This is a genomic window from Plantactinospora sp. WMMB782 (assembly GCF_049179135.1).
Taxonomy (GTDB): domain Bacteria; phylum Actinomycetota; class Actinomycetes; order Mycobacteriales; family Micromonosporaceae; genus Plantactinospora.
Genome location: NZ_JBMHMC010000007.1, coordinates 5762415 through 5778646 on the forward strand (window position 1 = coordinate 5762415; position 16232 = coordinate 5778646).

10 protein-coding genes are annotated in these 16232 nt (G+C 72.9%); 6 read left to right on the forward strand and 4 right to left on the reverse strand.

Features of this window, described 5'->3' with window-relative positions:
* Nucleotides 1-32: 32 nt before the first annotated feature.
* Together ACN28A_RS27800 and ACN28A_RS27805 are read left to right on the forward strand one after the other, a co-directional pair.
* The gene (locus tag ACN28A_RS27800) at nucleotides 33-2630 is read left to right on the forward strand and encodes a nitrate- and nitrite sensing domain-containing protein (protein WP_421399855.1); all 2598 of its coding nucleotides are present in this window, start codon (nucleotides 33-35) and stop codon (nucleotides 2628-2630) included.
* Nucleotides 2627-3049, forward strand: a complete 423-nt coding sequence (locus ACN28A_RS27805; RefSeq protein ID WP_101365437.1) for a roadblock/LC7 domain-containing protein — start codon at nucleotides 2627-2629, stop codon at nucleotides 3047-3049. Before ACN28A_RS27800 ends, ACN28A_RS27805 begins: the two co-directional genes overlap by 4 nt.
* 44 nt (nucleotides 3050-3093) lie before the next feature.
* Here ACN28A_RS27805 and ACN28A_RS27810 read toward each other — a convergent pair whose 3' ends face one another.
* Entirely contained in the window at nucleotides 3094-4122 is a 1029-nt protein-coding gene (locus ACN28A_RS27810) for a phosphotransferase family protein (protein WP_421399857.1), read from the reverse strand.
* Between the two features lie 144 nt (nucleotides 4123-4266).
* Entirely contained in the window at nucleotides 4267-5763 is a 1497-nt protein-coding gene (locus tag ACN28A_RS27815; RefSeq protein ID WP_421399859.1) for a GH1 family beta-glucosidase, read from the reverse strand.
* Nucleotides 5764-6836: 1073 nt separating this feature from the next.
* Between ACN28A_RS27815 and ACN28A_RS27820 the strand changes: the two genes are divergently transcribed.
* The 3 genes from ACN28A_RS27820 to ACN28A_RS27830 all read left to right on the forward strand — a co-directional run bounded on the left by ACN28A_RS27820 (nucleotide 6837) and on the right by ACN28A_RS27830 (nucleotide 11810).
* Nucleotides 6837-9746 carry a glycoside hydrolase family 48 protein gene (locus ACN28A_RS27820; RefSeq protein WP_421399861.1) on the forward strand — a complete coding sequence of 970 codons (2910 nt, stop codon included), beginning with the start codon at nucleotides 6837-6839 and terminating at the stop codon, nucleotides 9744-9746.
* Between the two features lie 410 nt (nucleotides 9747-10156).
* On the forward strand, nucleotides 10157-11116 hold the full coding sequence (locus tag ACN28A_RS27825; protein WP_421399864.1) for a phosphatase PAP2 family protein: 960 nt from the start codon (nucleotides 10157-10159) through the stop codon (nucleotides 11114-11116).
* 10 nt (nucleotides 11117-11126) lie between these two features.
* Complete coding sequence (locus tag ACN28A_RS27830) at nucleotides 11127-11810, forward strand: maleylpyruvate isomerase N-terminal domain-containing protein (protein WP_421399865.1); 684 nt, start codon at nucleotides 11127-11129, stop codon at nucleotides 11808-11810.
* A gap of 104 nt (nucleotides 11811-11914) precedes the next feature.
* Here ACN28A_RS27830 and ACN28A_RS27835 read toward each other — a convergent pair whose 3' ends face one another.
* Nucleotides 11915-12748 carry a DUF1028 domain-containing protein gene (locus ACN28A_RS27835; protein WP_421399867.1) on the reverse strand — a complete coding sequence of 278 codons (834 nt, stop codon included), beginning with the start codon at nucleotides 12746-12748 and terminating at the stop codon, nucleotides 11915-11917.
* Between the two features lie 83 nt (nucleotides 12749-12831).
* Between ACN28A_RS27835 and ACN28A_RS27840 the strand changes: the two genes are divergently transcribed.
* Nucleotides 12832-13812, forward strand: a complete 981-nt coding sequence (locus ACN28A_RS27840) for an LLM class F420-dependent oxidoreductase (protein ID WP_421404680.1) — start codon at nucleotides 12832-12834, stop codon at nucleotides 13810-13812.
* 71 nt (nucleotides 13813-13883) lie between these two features.
* Here ACN28A_RS27840 and ACN28A_RS27845 read toward each other — a convergent pair whose 3' ends face one another.
* On the reverse strand, nucleotides 13884-16199 hold the full coding sequence (locus ACN28A_RS27845; RefSeq protein ID WP_421404682.1) for a transglutaminaseTgpA domain-containing protein: 2316 nt from the start codon (nucleotides 16197-16199) through the stop codon (nucleotides 13884-13886).
* Between the last annotated feature and the right edge of the window lie 33 nt (nucleotides 16200-16232).

Here is a 16232-nt window from a genome sequence, read left to right on the forward strand (position 1 = left end):
TGGCGCGCCCCGCATCGAGGACGGTAGGAGGCATGGTGGCTGTTGCCCCGGACCCGTTCCACGGCGCCGTCTCGCGTCACCGCCGGCGCCGTCTCGACGTCCGGGTGGTGCCCCATCGCCGCAGGTCCGCCTTCCGGATCCGGGACTGGCGGATGCGCACCAAGCTGGGCGCCGTCCTCGTGGTCCCGTCGGTGGCGTTCCTGGTCCTGGCCGGGGCACAGACCAGCGCGCTGGTGAGCCAGGCCGGCCTGTTGGACGACTTCGCCGACCAGGTGGCGGTGGGCCGGGACATCACGGCGCTGGTGCACGAGTTGCAGCGCGAGCGGGACCAGACCGCGGGCGAGCTGGCGGCCCTGGGCGCCGGCGCGGCCCCCTCGGTCGAGCCGGGCCGCCCGCTGCCGGCGCTGGAGTCGGTGTACCCGGTCGCCGACCGGGCGATCGACCGGTTCCGGGCGGCGGCGTCGCCGGTGGCCAGGGGAGTCGCCTCCTGGCGGGTCTCCTACGACCGGGTCGACAGCGCACTCGACCGGCTGCCGGAGGTCCGGGCCTCGGTGCCGGCAGCCGGTTCGAACCCCGATCCGGTGCTCGCCGAGTACGACCGGGCCATCGAGGTGCTGCTGGTGCTGCTGGCCCAGCCGTCGCCCGGGGCGGAGCGCGCCGAGCTGACCGACGCGGTACTCAGGTACGTCCAGTTCGCCCAGGTCAAGGAGATCAACTCGCGCATCCGGGGGCAGCTCTACGCCGCCGCCCGGGCCGGCCGCTACGACCAGAACGACGTGGTCGCCCTGACCGACCTGCGGGCGCAGCAGCTCAGCGGCATCGCCGGCTTCCGGCTCGCGGCCACCGACCGGCAGATCGAGCGGTACGACCAGGCCGCGAGCGATCCGAACTTCGTGGCGGCGATCCGGCTGGAGGAGACCACCTTCTCCGCCGGTGGCCGCACCGCTGCGGTGCTCGAACCCGGCCGCTGGTGGACGATCAGCCAACAGCGCCAGGACCTGCTCCGGCAGGTCGAGGCGGGTGCGGTCGGCGACGCGGTGGAGCTGGCGGACTCCCGCAGCGCCGAGCAGCTGCGCCGGACGCTGCTCACCGCCGGTGCGGTGCTGGCGGTCCTGCTGGCCGCGCTGTTCACCTCGATCGCGATCGGCCGCTCCGTGGCCAGGTCGCTGCGGATGCTGCGTGGCCAGGCGTTGCGGGTCGCCCAGGTCGAGCTGCCGGAGACCCTGGAACGGCTGCGTACGGTCGATCCCGTCGCGGCCGAGTTCGAGGTGCCCCCGGCCGACGTCCGGTCGATGGACGAGATCGGCGAGGTGGCCGAGGCGTTCGTGGCGGTGCACCGCAGCGCGGTGACGGTGGCGCTGGAGCAGGCGGTGATGCGTCGCCACGTCAACGCCATGTTCGTCAACCTGGCCCGCCGCAGCCAGGTACTCGTCGAGCGGCAGCTCGAGCTGCTCGACGAGCTGGAGCAGGACGAGAGCGACCCGGACCAGCTCGACAACCTGTTCAAGCTGGACCATCTCGCCGCCCGCATGCGGCGCAACGACGACAGCCTGCTGGTGCTCGCCGGCACCGACGCCACCCGGCGGTGGAACCGCCCGGTGCTGCTCGGCACGGTGATGCTCGCCGCGATCGCCGAGATCGAGCAGTACCAGCGGATCCGGCACCACGTCGCCGACGAGCTGCACGTCGTCGGGCATGCCGTCGCCGACCTGGTGCACCTGCTCGCCGAGCTGCTGGAGAACGCGTCGTCGTTCTCCCGGCCGGACACCGTCGTCCAGGTCGGCACCGCCCGGCAGCCGGACGGCAGCGTCCTGGTGGAGATCGTCGACCAGGGTCTGGGGATGAGTCCGGCCGCGTTGGAGCGGGCCAACGAGCTGCTCGCGATGCCGCCCGCCGCGGACGTCGCCGCCTCGGAGCGGATGGGTCTGTTCGTGGTCAGCCACCTGGCCGCCCGGCAGGGCGTACGGGTGGGGCTGCGGACCACCGCGCAGGGTGGGCTGGTGGCGGCGGTCTGGCTGCCGGCGAGCCTGCTCGCCCCGGCGCCGGCGGCGGAGCCGGTCGGTGGTCCCGGCCGGCGGATGCTCGAGGCCGTCGCGGGTGCGGTGGCCGGTCCGGACGGTGCGGCCACGCAGGACGGTGCGGCTACGCCGGCCGGCCCGCAGACGGCCGGCCCGCAGACGGCCGGCGAGGAGGCTGCCCAGGCCCGCCGGGCGGTTCGCCGGGAGACGCCGACCCGGGCCGAGGACGTGCTCGGAATGGCCGCCGGTGCCGGTTCGGCGCCGAGTACCTGGTGGTCCCGGCAGGGCAAGGGGAGTACCGCGACACCGGCGGCCGCCCCCGCCAGCGCGCCGACCGGTGCGCTGGCCACCGGGAACGCCCCGCCCGCGGTGCCGGTGACCGGCGGGACGAACGCCAACGGGCTGCCGATCCGGGTGCCGATGGCACAGCTGCGGGCGAAGGCGGAGCCGGTCCGGCCGAGACAGCCGGTACAGCGCGAGGCGCCGGATCCGGAGCAGGTGGGCGGCATGCTGAGCCGGTACTACGGTGGGCTCCGGCGGGCCGAGGCCGAGGAGACGATGGTGATACCGATGGCGCCGGCCGGCGCGCGCAGCGAAGAGGAGAAGTATTGAACACGCTCAGTCAAGAGGCACGGGATCTGAACTGGCTGGTGAGCGGGTTCACGGAACGGGTACCAGGGGTGGCGCACGCCATCGTCGTCTCCGCCGACGGACTGCTGGTGGCGGTCTCCGAGCACCTGCCCCGGGACCACGCCGACAAGCTCGCCGCGGTCACCTCCGGGTTGTCCAGCATCACCACCGGGGCCGCCGAGATGTTCGACGGGGACATCGTGAAGCAGACGGTTGTCGAGATGGGCCGGGGCTACTTCCTGGTCATGCAGATCCGGGACGGTTCGATCCTGGCCACCCTCGCCGCCAACGACGCCGACATCGGCGTGGTGGGCTACGAGATGGCCAAGCTGGCCAAGGCGGCCGGCGAGATGCTCACTCCGGCGCTGCGGGCCGAACTCCAGCAGGCGTTGCCCCGCTGAGGCGCGGTGGTCCGGCCGCCGGGGGCGGCTGAGCGCTCGGCCGGTCACTGCCGGACCCGGTCCAGCCGGTCCAGTTGCGCCTCGAGCCGGCCGAGGAGCCACCGTTCGCGGTCGGCCCGTTCGGGACTGTTCCAGCCCCGGGTGGCGCCTTCGATGCACATGATGAGATAGAGATAGATGGTGTAGAGGGTGAGCCGGCGGCGGGCCGGGCCGGTCAGTTCGAGCCGGCCGTGTCCGGCGGAGGCGTAACCGGCGAGGATCTCCGGTTCGTCGTCCAGTTCCCGGAAGAGCGTCATCGAGACCAGTTCGGCCAGCGGGTCGCCGAAGAAGGCCCGTTCGCCGTCGATCAGGCCGGTCAGCCGGACCGTGCCGGCCGGGTCGGCGGCGACGAAGACGTTGCCGTCCCAGAGGTCGAAGTGCACCAGCGCGGGTCGGCGTACCTCGTCGAGGACGTCGGCGTGCCGGCGCAGCAGGTCACCGATCCGGTCGGGTGGGGCGGGCAGCGCGCTGCGCAGCCGGACGGCGTCGGCGAGGATGTCGTCGACCATCGCGCCGAAGGCCGCCCGCCAGGACGGCTGCCAGCTCCGGCTATCGCGCAGCGGATAGCCGTACGCCGGGCCGGTGACGGTGTGCAGCCGGGCGGCCTGCGCGGCGATCTCCGCGCGTACGGCGGCGAGCTGGGCCGGGGTCAGCTCGTCCCGGCGACGCTGTAGGTCGGTTCCGGGTATCCGGCTGAGGAAGACGAAGTCGGTGCCGATCAGGTCCCGGGTGAAGTCGGCGTAGACCACCTCCGGCACGGCGGCCCCGACCCGGGCGGCCCGCCGGTAGAAGTCGACCTCGGTACGCATCAGGTCGACCTCGTGGCGCAGCAGCTCCAGCTCCGGCGGCGGGGCGACCTTGAGTACCAGGTCGGTGTTCTCACCGAGGGTGACGGCGTAGGCGGCGTTGTAGGTGCCGCCGGTCAGTTCCCGCCAGTCGGTGACGCCGGTCCGGTCGCCGAAGCCGCGCCGGACCAGCGCACGCAGCTCGGACTCGGTGACGTGCCTCCTGGTCGAGCTCTGTGCCTCCACCATCCGACACTCTCCTCGCCAGCTACGGCCGGGTGGCGTTCCCACCCGGGGTGAACCTCGATCCCAGACCGCGCCCCCGCATGGTCCGGCGGGGACCACGCGGGGGCGGCGACGGCTACGGTGCCGGCCGGTACGGCCGGTGCGGGGTCAGACGGTGTTGTCGGCGATCACCCGCCGGTACCAGTGCGCGCTGCGCTTGGGGACCCGGCGCTGGGTGGGGAAGTCGACGTAGATGAGTCCCCATCGCTGCTCGTAGCCTTCGTTCCACTCGAAGTTGTCCATCAGCGACCAGACGTGGTAGCTCTCCAGCGGCACGCCGTCGGAGATGGCCCGGTGCGCGGCGGCCAGGTGGTCGCGGAGGAAGGCGATCCGCCCGACGTCGTCCACCGTGCCGTTGCCGTCGAGCCGGTCCGGGGTGGGCAGGCCGTTCTCGGTGACGGTGAGCGGCACGTCGCCGTAGTCCCGGGTCACCCGGGTGAGCGTGTCGTACATGCCGTCCGGGAAGATCTGCTGCCAGTCCGCCTCGGAGGTCGGCCACTTGCGCGCCATGCCGCTGTCGGCGGTGACGTAGATCGGCGTGTAGTACTGCACGGCGAGCAGGTCGATCGGGGACGAGATGATCTTCAGGTCGCCGTCCCGGATGCCCCGGACCATCCGGCTGTCCGGGCCGAGGTCGGCCAGCACGTCGGCCGGGTAGGCGCCCTTGAAGATGGAGTCCAGGTAGAGCCGGTTCTCGTAGCCGTCGTAGAGCCGGGTGGCCTCGGCCACCCCCGGCGCGTCGTCGGCCGGGTAGCACGGGTGCAGGTTCAGCGCGGGACCGATCCGGCTGCCGCTGCCGGTGGCGCGCAGGGCGCGTACCGCCAGGCCGTGCGCGAGCTGCAGGTGGTGCGCGACCAGGTAGGCGGCGTCCGGGTCGCGCAGGCCGGGGGCGTGGTGGCCGTGCAGGTAGCCGTTCTGCACCACCGTCTTGGGCTCGTTGATGGTCAGCCAGACCGGCACGGCATCGCCGAGCGCCTCGAAGACCGCCTCGGCGTAGTCGGCGAACCGGTAGGGGACGTCCCGGGACTCCCAGCCGCCGGTGTTCTGTAGCGACTGCGGCAGGTCCCAGTGGAAGAGCGTGGCCATCGGGACGATGCCCCGGTCGTGCAGGCCGTCGACCAGGCGGCGGTAGAAGTCGAGTCCGCGCTGGTTGGGCGCGCCGGTGCCGTCGGCCTGGATCCGGGGCCAGGAGATGGAGAAACGGTACGTCCGCAGACCCAGTTCCTTCATCAGGTCCAGGTCCTCGACGTACCGGTGGTAGTGGTCGGCGGCGACGTCGCCGGTGTCCCCGCCCCGGGTCCGGCCCGGGGTGTGGCTGAACGTGTCCCAGACGGACTCGCCCCGCCCGTCGTCCTTGGCCGCCCCCTCGATCTGGTACGCCGAGGTTGCCGCACCCCACCCGAAGCCGTCCGGAAAGCGGAGGCCCAGCTGCGCGTCCGGCGCCGTACGCCGCTCGTCGTCAGCCTCGGGACCGGCGTCGCATCCGGCCAGCGTCCCGCCGGTGACGGTGGCTGCCGCCGTGCTCGTCGACAGGCCGGCGACCGGCCCGGCACTGGCGGATAACGCGGCGCGGCGCAGCAGATGCCGCCGGGTCAGTACGGACATGCTGTCTCCTCGTGAGTGGGGCCCTCCGCACGACGCCCGGGAGCGCTCCCATGCAAGGAGCGTAGCGATCTACCGGGCGATTGCGTATGGGATGTTCGGGTGGCAATGGCGGGTCTGGGCCTCGTCCATTGCCCGTCCCCACGTGCGCCATGACCACGGCGACCGTTCGTCGTGTCGCGACGAGACCGGTCGCCGTCCGAGGTGCCGATGACGCAGCCGATCGACCGGTTCGGCGTCGAGACGCTGTACCGATGACCGATTTTCCCGTCGTTGGCGGGGGGTTAGTGTGGGGACGGGGAGGGCAACCCCCGTCCCCAGCGTGAGTTACAAACACGCACGAGCGGAATTGGCGTCCAGGTCGTGCGTGCCGCGCGGGAGCCGGGCCACGCGAGTGGCTCTGGTTCCACCTCCTTCCGACGGTGGTGAGCTGGCTGACGGCGGAGTCCGGGCTGGCCCGCCCTCAGCCCTCTGGCTGAGCGGTCGGCGGCTACGTAACATTGCCGTAGCTCGCCCAACGGGGTGCGTCCGTTCCGGCGAACCGGATCGTCGCAGCCCCCCGTGGTGGTGCGATCCAAGCTACTTACATCATTGTCGATGGAAGCGCTCCCATCGACGTTGGTTGGACTGTAGCCCGCGTCACGGGTTTGTGAAAGACCCAAAATAAGATCGAAACATCGGGCCAACGTCGCCGAAACTCCGCCGTGCTGCTCTCGATCCACTCTATCCGCAGGTCAGCGGGCATCTCCGACCATCCGTAGTGGAGGCTCGCCGGCGTCCACTTGCTGCGGGAGCGCTCCCATGCCACACTGTCGAACTATCGCGGTCGGGAGCCATAAGCTGACGCGATCACGGGCCGCCAGGGCATCCGGGTTCTCCTCGGTACGGCGCCCCGAACACAGCTCCGGAGCCGCCACGTCCGGCGTCTCCTCCGGCGTCCGCCGACCCCGGTCCGGGACGGGTTGACCCCACCACCATCTCGGCGCCTACCCATCCACGCGCATCTCCGCAGCACGCGCAGGAGGCGCCCTGGCCGCGGCAGTACCGCGGCCCGGTCCGCGAGGAGAAGTCACGACATGAAGTTGAGGTTAGGAAGACGCCGACTGGCGATGGCCGCCGCCGGCATACTGGTGGTCGGAGGTGTGGCCGTCGTCCCCGGCACCGCCTACGCGGCACCCGCCTGCGACGTCACCTACACCGCCAACAGCTGGGGCTCCGGGTTCAGCGCCTCGATCACCATCCGTAACGTCGGCGACCCGTTGACCAGCTGGAGCCTCGGGTTCACCTTCCCGGGCAACCAGCGGGTCACCCAGGGCTGGTCGGCGAACTGGACCCAGTCCGGCGCCAACGTGACCGCGACGAACGTGGCCTGGAACGGAAACCTGGCCACCGGCGCCTCGACCAGCATCGGGTTCAACGGCTCCTACTCCGGGACCAATGCCAACCCGACCGCGTTCACCATCAACGGCACCCGCTGCAACGGTGAGCAGAACACCGCGCCGACGGTCGACATCACCAGCCCGGCCAACGGCGCCACCTTCACCGCGCCGGCGAACGTCACCGTCTCGGCCACCGCGAGCGACGCCGAGGGACCGGTCGAGCGGGTCGAGTTCTACCGCAACGGCCTGCTGGTCGGCACCGACACCAGCGCGCCGTACAGCTACACCAACAGCGCGCTGCCGGCCGGGTCGTACACCGCCCAGGCCCGGGCGTACGACAGTGCCGGACTGAGCGGTGTGGACGAGGTCGCCTTCACCGTCGGCGGCACGACCCAGCCGAGCGTGGTGGTACCGGCGACGCTCTCCCTCTCCGAGGGTGGCAGCTCGCCGCTGAACGTCAAGCTCAGCGCCGCGCCGACCAGCAACGTCACCGTCAGCCTGGCCAAGACCGGCGACGCCGACGTGACGCTCGGGGCCAGCACGGCGACGATCACCCCGCAGAACTGGAACACCGGGGTCAACGTCGCGGTGAACGCGGCGCAGGACTCCGACGACGTCAACGACACGGCGACCATCACCGCCAGTGCCAGCGGGCGTACCCCCGGCACCACCCAGGTGACCGTGACCGACGACGAGGGCGGCGGACCGTCCGGCGAGTACGGCGAGGAGTTCCTGGAGCTCTACAACAAGATCAAGGCGCCCGGGAACGGCTACTTCAGCCCCGAGGGCGTGCCGTACCACTCCGTCGAGACGCTGCTGGTCGAGGCACCGGACCACGGTCACGAGACCACCTCCGAGGCGTTCAGCTACTGGCTCTTCCTGGAGGCCATGTACGGTCGCACCACAGGTGAGTGGGGACCGTTCAACAACGCCTGGCAGATCATGGACCGGTACATCATCCCGTCCGAGACCCAGTCGAACTACAACGCCAGCGACCCGGCGGACTACGCCCCCGAGGCTGTCCGGCCGGACCTCTACCCGCAGCAGGGCGGCAAGCTCGACTCCAGCGTGAAGGTCGGTCAGGACCCGCTCGCCGCGGAACTCCAGTCCACCTACAACAGCGGCCGGATGTACGGCATGCACTGGCTGCTCGACGTGGACAACGTCTACGGCTTCGGCAAGTGCGGCGACGGCACCACCAAGCCGGCGTACATCAACACCTACCAGCGCGGCCCGCAGGAGTCGGTCTTCGAGACCGTTCCGCACCCCTCCTGCGAGACGTTCGAGCACGGTGGCCCGAACGGCTACCTGCCGATCTTCATCGGTGACTCGTCCTACGCCCAGCAGTGGCGCTACACCAACGCTCCCGACGCCGACGCCCGGGCCGTGCAGGCCGCCTACTGGGCGCTGAAGTGGGCCAAGGAGCAGGGCGCCGAGGGCCAGATCTCGGCCACCATCGCCAACGCCGCCAAGATGGGCGACTACCTGCGCTACGCGATGTACGACAAGTACTTCAAGCAGCCCGGGTGCGCCTCGCCGTCCTGCGCGGCCGGCACCGGCAAGAACAGCTCCGCGTACCTGCTCTCCTGGTACTACTCGTGGGGCGGCTCGCAGGGCGGCAGCAGCAGCTGGGCGTGGCGGATCGGTTCCAGCCACAACCACGGCGGCTACCAGAACCCGTTCGCCGCGTACGTCCTGTCCACCGTGCCGGAGCTGACCCCGCGGTCGCCGACCGCGAAGACCGACTGGGCCACCAGCCTCACCCGGCAGATCGACTTCTACACCTGGCTCCAGTCCGCCGACGGTGGCATCGCCGGTGGCGCGACAAACAGCTGGAACGGCGACTACAGCGCCCGTCCGTCCGGCGTGCCGACCTTCTACGGCATGACCTACGACGCCAAGCCGGTCTACCACGACCCGCCGTCGAACCAGTGGTTCGGCTTCCAGGCGTGGAGCATGGAGCGGGTGGCGGAGTACTACCACGAGAGTGGTGACGCCCGGGCCAAGGCGCTGCTCGACAAGTGGGTCAACTGGGCCATCGCCAACACCACGGTGAACGGCTCGGACTACCAGATCCCGTCGACGCTGAGCTGGAGCGGCCAGCCGGGTGGCAACTGGACCTCCGGCACCACCTCGGTGAACAACAGCAACCTCCGGGTGTCGGTGCTCGACCACACCCAGGACGTCGGCGTCGCCGGTGCCTACGCCCGTACCCTGATCTACTACGGCGCGAAGGCGAACCACACGGCGGCCAAGACGACGGCCAAGGCCCTGCTCGACGCCGTCCTGCAGCACAAGGACGACAAGGGTGTGTCGGTGCCGGAGACCAAGGCGGACTACAACCGCTTCGACGACACCTACAACTCCAGCACCGGCCAGGGCCTCTACGTCCCGTCCGGCTTCACCGGCACCATGCCGAACGGCGACCCGATCAACTCCAACTCCACGTTCCTGAGCATCCGCTCCTTCCTCGAGGAGGACCCGGACTGGCCCAAGGTGGAGTCGTACCTGAACGGCGGTCCGGTGCCGACGTTCAACTACCACCGTTTCTGGGCGCAGATCGACGTGGCGATGGCGCTGCACGACTACGACCGGCTGATCGGCTGATCCCGGTCACCAGACGGGCCTGATTCCCACGGTCAGGCCAACCGTGGCGGGCCGGCCGGATTGGCCAACGCAGCGATCCGGCCGGCCCGTCACTCCCGTTCCGCCACGGACAGCACGCCGGGGCGTCCACCACCGCCCTGCGGGCGGGCGGCACCGTCAGGTGCCGCCCGCCCGGTCTGCCGTCCGGGCCCCCGACCGCGTCCGCGCGTCCGCGCGTCCGCGCGGCACGGCGGAGAGTTTCGGGGTACGACTTGCCAACGGCGCTGAGTTTCCAGTCAGTCCGGGGTGCCCCGCGCGGCTCAAGGGGAGTATCCTGGCTTCAGTGGGAGGGGCCGCTTCCCCCGTGGCGGCCCCTCCCGCTTCTTCGTTTCTCCGCCGCGTTCCGCTGCTCGACCGGTGCGGTGTCGGCTATGCCGGGAGCGTCCGATACGGTGTCCCGCGTGCGTGGCCGAAGCGGCATTCTGACAGCGTCCTGGCTCGTCCTGCTGACCGTCGTGCAGGTGGTCGCGTTCTTCGTGGTCTGGCGGTTCGCCGTCGGCACCGAGCACGGGCAACTGCTCGACACCATCGCGTTGACCGGCAACTCGATCGGCCAGGACCGGATCGAGGGCATCGTCGGCGGGGTGCTGAACGCGGTCTCCCTGCTCTCCCTGCTCGCCGCCACCGCGGTGATCGGCTTCATCGCGCTGATCCGGGCCCGGATCACCCTGGCGCTGGTGACCGTGCTGCTGATCGTCGGCGCCAACCTCAGCACCCAGGCGTTGAAGTACTTCATCGAGCGGCCCGACTTCGACGTCGACGAGGCCCGGGAGGCGGCCGGCAACAGCCTGCCGAGCGGACACACCACCGTCGCCGCCTCGGTGGCGATCGCGCTGGTCATGGTGCTGCCGCCCCGGGTGCGCGGCTGGGGCGCGCTGATCGGCGCCGGTTACGCCGCCGCCGCCGGGGTCGCCACCCTGTCGGCCGGCTGGCACCGGCCGAGCGACGCGGTGGCGGCACTGCTGGTGGTCGGCGCCTGGGCGTCGGCGGCCAGCCTGGTGCTGTTGCTCACCCAGCGCGAGACCGCACAGGTCGCCTCCGCCGACGGCAACCGGCGATCCGCCGCGACACTCGCCATCGTCGGCCTGGCCCTGCTGGTGGCCGCCGCGATCGCCATCGGCTGGACCGACGGCGTGCGGTCGACGCCGATCTCCGAGTTCGGCCGCCGCCAGCTCCTGATCGCGTACGCCGGGAGTGCGGCCGGAATCGCCGGCACCGCCGCCCTGACGACGGCCCTGGTGCTCGTCGCCCTGCACCGGGTGGTGCCCCGGCACACCGGGCGGGGCGGCACCGAGCCGGCCGGGCGGGGCGGCACCGAGCCGGCCGACTAGCCTGACGGAAATGCGGGTCGTCGAGGTGTTCCGGGGCGAGGCGGTCCGACTCGCCGAGGTGCTGGCCGGGCTGGCCGAGTCGGACTTCGCCCGGCCGACCCGCTGTGCACCGTGGACCGTCCTGGACCTGGCCGCGCACGTGCGCACCGGTGCCGGCCGGGTGGTGGGGATGCTGGCCGAGCCGGCGCCACCGCGCGCCGAGGTGGACGCGGCGGCGTACTTCGGGCCGGCGAAGTTCACCGCCGGGACGGACGCGGACCGGATCGACATGGCTCGCGCGGAGGGTGCCGGATTCGGCAGCGGGCGGGAACTCGCCGAGGACTTCGCGCACACCTGGCGGGCCGGCTACGACGCCAGCCTCGCCGCACCGCCCGGCCGGGTGCTCCGGACCCGGCACGGCGACCCGATGACCCTGGACGAGTTCCTGGTGACCCGGGTGGTGGAGCTCGGGGTGCACGGCCTGGACCTGGCCGACGCCCTGGACCGGGAGCCGTGGCTGACCGGGCCGGCCGCCGAGCTGATCTCCGGGCTGCTGACCCGGGCGGCCGGGCCGGCGGCCGTCGGGCTCGCCGAGCAGCTTCGCTGGGACCGGACGACCCTGATTGCCAAGGCCACCGGCCGGCGGCCGTTGACCGGTCCGGAGCGGACCGAGGTCGACCGGCGGGGCGTCCGCTGGCTCACCTTCGGCGGCTGACGGCCGACTACGGCCGGCCGGTAGGCCGATGACAGGCGCGGTTGTCGGCTGTGTGCGTTGCTGTCGGGCTGCTGCCCGTGTGGCTATGCGTGCTGCCCGTATGGCTATGCGCGGGTGCGCAGGTGGGCGAGGACGACCGGGTCGATCCGGGCCGGCACCAGCCGCTCCTCCAGGTTCTCCACCCCGGCCCAGGCGGCGAGCCGGGCCTCCAGCGCAGAATCGTCGCCGGGATAACCCAGCCCGGTGAGCAGCCGGGACACCTCGTCGGCGAGGTCACCGGTCAGGTCCAGCAGGGCCGCGGGGTCGGGCCGATCGAAGAGCATCCGGTGCAGTTCCAGCAGCCGGGCCAGCTCGGTCACCGGATCGGGGTGGTCGTCGACCCGCAGGTCCAGCACGACGTCGCTGCCGCTGCCGTACCCGCCGGCGCGCCCGACGACCAGCAGTGCGGCGCTCTGCCGGCCGCGCCGGTCACCACCGGCCAGGTCACCGGCCCGGAGCGCACCGAGCAGCCGGTCCGGGAAGCTCGTGTCGGCGCCGTCCAGCCAGGCGTCCCGCATCTCGTCGACCACCTGCGGCCCGACCAGGATGTTGCCCTGCACCGCCCAGCCGCTGCCGGCCTGCCCGCCGGCCCAGTCGTGGCAGTCGGTGCCGGTGTACGTCGCGGCCCTACCCTCGGCGTCGACGATCCCGAGCTGTCGCTGGGTACGGCTCGAGTCGGCGGCGACCAGCCCGGCCACCACGTCGTCGGCGGCCAGCCCGGTGCGCAGGAAGGTCAGCCCCTGCGGCCGGTAGCCGAGATTCGCCCGAGCCTGGGTGGCCAGCGCACCCACCTCGGCCTCGGCGGCGGGCACCACGGCACCGACGCCGAGGAACTTGCTCGCGACCGCGACCCCGTGCAGGCGGCCGTCGTCGGATCGCGCCACGATCGAGAAGGTCACCCGGCAGAGGCTACAAGACGACCCGTCGGGTTGCCCCGTCCCCGGTCAGCCGGCACCATCGACCGGTGACCACACGCTGGGGGATGACGGTGCCGCTCGGCGGCGTACCGCTCGACGGACACGACGCGGTCTATGCGGCACTGGCCGGGGCGGGGTTCACGGACCTGTGGTCCGCCGAGGTGGCCGGCAGCGACGCGTTCACCCCGCTGGCGCTCGCCGCCGCCTGGCAACCGTCGCTGCGGCTGGGCACCGCCGTCGCACCGGTCTTCACCAGGGGGCCCGGGCTGCTGGCGATGAGCGCGGCGGCGCTTGCGGAGGCCGCCCCCGGCAGGTTCTCGCTCGGCATCGGTGCCTCGTCGCCGGTACTCGTGCAGGACTGGAACGCGACGCGTTTCGCCGAGCCGTTCCGGCGTACCCGGGACGTGCTGCGTTTCCTGCGGGCGGCACTGCGCGGCGAACCGGTCGACGAGGTCTACGACACGTTCACCGTCCGGCGGTTCCGGTTGGAGCGTCCGCCGACCGTACCGCCGCCGGTCCTGCTGGCCGCGCTGCGCCCGGGCATGCTGCGGCTGGCCGGCGCGGAGGCGGACGGGACGATCCTGAACTGGCTGGCCGACGAGGACGTGCCGAAGGTGCTCGGCGCACTGGGGGAGCGCCGTCCCGGCTTCGAGGTGGTCGCCCGGATCTTCGTCTGCCCGACCGAGGACGCCGGGTACGCCCGCACCGCCGCCCGCCGGCTGATCGCCACCTACCTGAACGTGCCGGCGTACGCCGAGTTCCACCGCTGGCTCGGCCGCAAGTCGGTGCTCGGGCCGATGTGGCGGGCCTGGGCGGCCGGTGACCGTCGCGGTGCCGCGGAGTCGGTCCCGGACGAGGTGGTCGACGCGCTTGTCGTGCACGGCAGCCCGGAGACCTGCCGGGCCCGGGTGCGGGGGTACGTGACGTCCGGAGTGGACGTACCCGTGCTGGCCCTGCTGCCCACCCCGGAGCTGGCGGCCGGCGGCGCGGCCGCACTGACCACCCTGATCGCGCAGCTGGGCCCGGCCACCTCGCCGCAGGGCTGACCCGGTCCGGCACTGTCCGGTCCGGCACTGTCCGGTCCGGCAACGTCGGTCCGGCGGTCGAGCGGCGGTGGTCAGCGACGCCAGCGGAGCGGGCCGGGATGCAGCGACCAGAGCACCCGCCGCCACCACGGCCGGTCGGCGCGGAGGCCGGCCGAGTACGCCACGGCCAGCTCGCCCGCCTGCCGAGCCTGCTCGTCGGTGGCGCTGCCGGGTGCGAAGGCCGCGAGGTTGACCAGCGCGGCCAGGTCGTCCACCGGAGGTGCCGCCGGCCGTAGGCCGCCCGCCGGCGTCGTTCCGGCGTCCGGCCCCGGTCCCGCCGCACCGGCCAGGCTGGTCCGGGCATGCTCGGCGACCTCGGTGGCGGCCAGGTGGTCCGGCACCGGCCGCCCGGCCAGCCGCAACGCGTCGGTCACCTCCCGCCAGGCTCCGGCGATCCGCTGTGCCGGCGCTCCCTCGGCGAGCCGGCGACGGCGCTGCGCCCGACGCAGGCCGACGACGAGGGTGGCCAGCCCGGCGAGCAGCAGCAGCAACCCGCCGCTGCCGCCGCCGACCAGCACCGGGGTGCCGAGGCCGCCGTCCCGGTCGGAAGCCGCCCCCGGATCCGGGGTGCCGCTCGGTGTCGCCTCCGGACTCGCCGTCGCCTCGTCCGGCGGCGGGGTGGGGTCCTCCGGCGGCGGCTTGAAGTCCTGCTCGACCGGCTTGGGGCGGGTGTTCGGCTTCGGCAGCGGGTCGAAGGCCACCCAGCCGAGGTCGTCGAAGAGCACCTCCGGCCAGGCGAGCGCGTCCGCGCCCCGGACCGGTCCGCCACCGGCCGGCGGCTGGAAGCCGACCACCACCCGGGTGGGCAGCCCGGTCATCCGGCCGAGTACGGCGAAGGCGGCGGCGAACTGCTCCGAGGTGCCCCGCTGCCCGCCACCGTTGCTGGGGCCGAAGAGGAAGAAGTTGAGGTTCGGATAGGCGTGCCCGCTCGGCGCGTCGGCGACCAGCCGGTAGTGCTCGGCGAGGAAGGTCTCGATCGCGTCGGCGCGGGCGTGCGGGGCGCCGTTCTCCTCGGCGAGCTGCGCCGCGAGCTGCTGCATCTGCTCCGGTGCCCCTGGCTCCACCCGGAGGAACCTGGCCACCGCGTCGCCGGACGGCACGCTCGCCGAGGGCAGCAGGCCGTAGTCGGGCCGCTCCACGCGCGAGGCGACCGAATAGCTGAGCCCGCTGGTCAGCCCCTCCGGCTGGATCAACGTCCCGCTCTCCTGGTCGTACGCCACCCGGGCGCCGGTCACCTCGCGCGGGGTGGGCAGTACCGGCAGCAGCCGGCCGGTCAGGCTGTCGATGGTGATCCGCTGCACCACCTGTTCCACGCCCTGTGCCCCGGGCAGCGGCTCCGGCTCGGGCAGCACCCGGCCCGCGTTCCGGTACGTCCCGCCGATCCGCCAGGTCACCCCGTCGTAGTCGCCCAGCACCGCCAGCCGGATCCGCCGGGGCGGCGCGCCGTCGGCCCCCTCCTCGACGGTTGACTCGCCGTCGCCGTCGGGCGGGCTCGGCGGGATGGTCCCGGCCGGCTGTCCAGCTGCCACGGGCTTGTCCGACCCGACGGTGGCGACGTCGAGGAGCTTCTGGTCCGGGTTCAGCGCCCAGCCGGAGATCCGGATCAGCGGGTTCTCGTCCAGACTGTCCACCTGCGGCGGTTGCACGTAACGGCGCGGGTCGACCGGGGTGCTGCCGACCTGCCGGGCCACCACCGGCGCCACAAGTGCGGCCAGCCCGAGCACCACGACCACGCCCAGCGCGGTACCGGCCAGGGTGCGGGCCCGCAGCGCGGCCCGGACCCCGGGAGCCAGCTCGCCGGCCGGGTCCGCCGAGCCGCCGTCGGGTCGGGCCGGCCGCCCTCCGGCGGCCAGCGCCACCGCGCCGGCGGCGGCGAACGCGACCGTCAGCCAGGGTGTCGGATCGGCGTTCGGTCCGACCACGTAGAGCGCGCCCGCGTAGAGGCCGGCGGGGGCGGCCAGGCCGAGCAGCACCCGGTCGGCCCGGATGCCCACCTCGGCGCCGGCCAGCCCGGCCAGCCAGGCCGCGACCAGCGGGACGATCACCGTGTCCGGCAGCGGCTCGACCGGAATCAGCGCGGTGAGCAGCCGGGGGATGCCGTTGCGGGCGGCGTCCGCGGCCACCGTGCCGAACGAGCCGGGCAGGTCGGCCCGCTGTGCGGTGAACCAGAGCGCGGCGGTGGCGTAGCCGAGCAGGGCCAGCACCGAAAGCGGGGCGACCAGCCAGGACGGCAGGCGCCGGGCGGCCAGGCTGACCCCGACCGAACCGACGGCCGCGCCGAGGACGAGCCGGGTCAGCAGCGGGTCGGCGTAGACCGCGCCGAGGACGGCGCCGGCCAGGCCGATCATCGCCACCAGGGCCAGCGGCACCGGCAGCGCCCG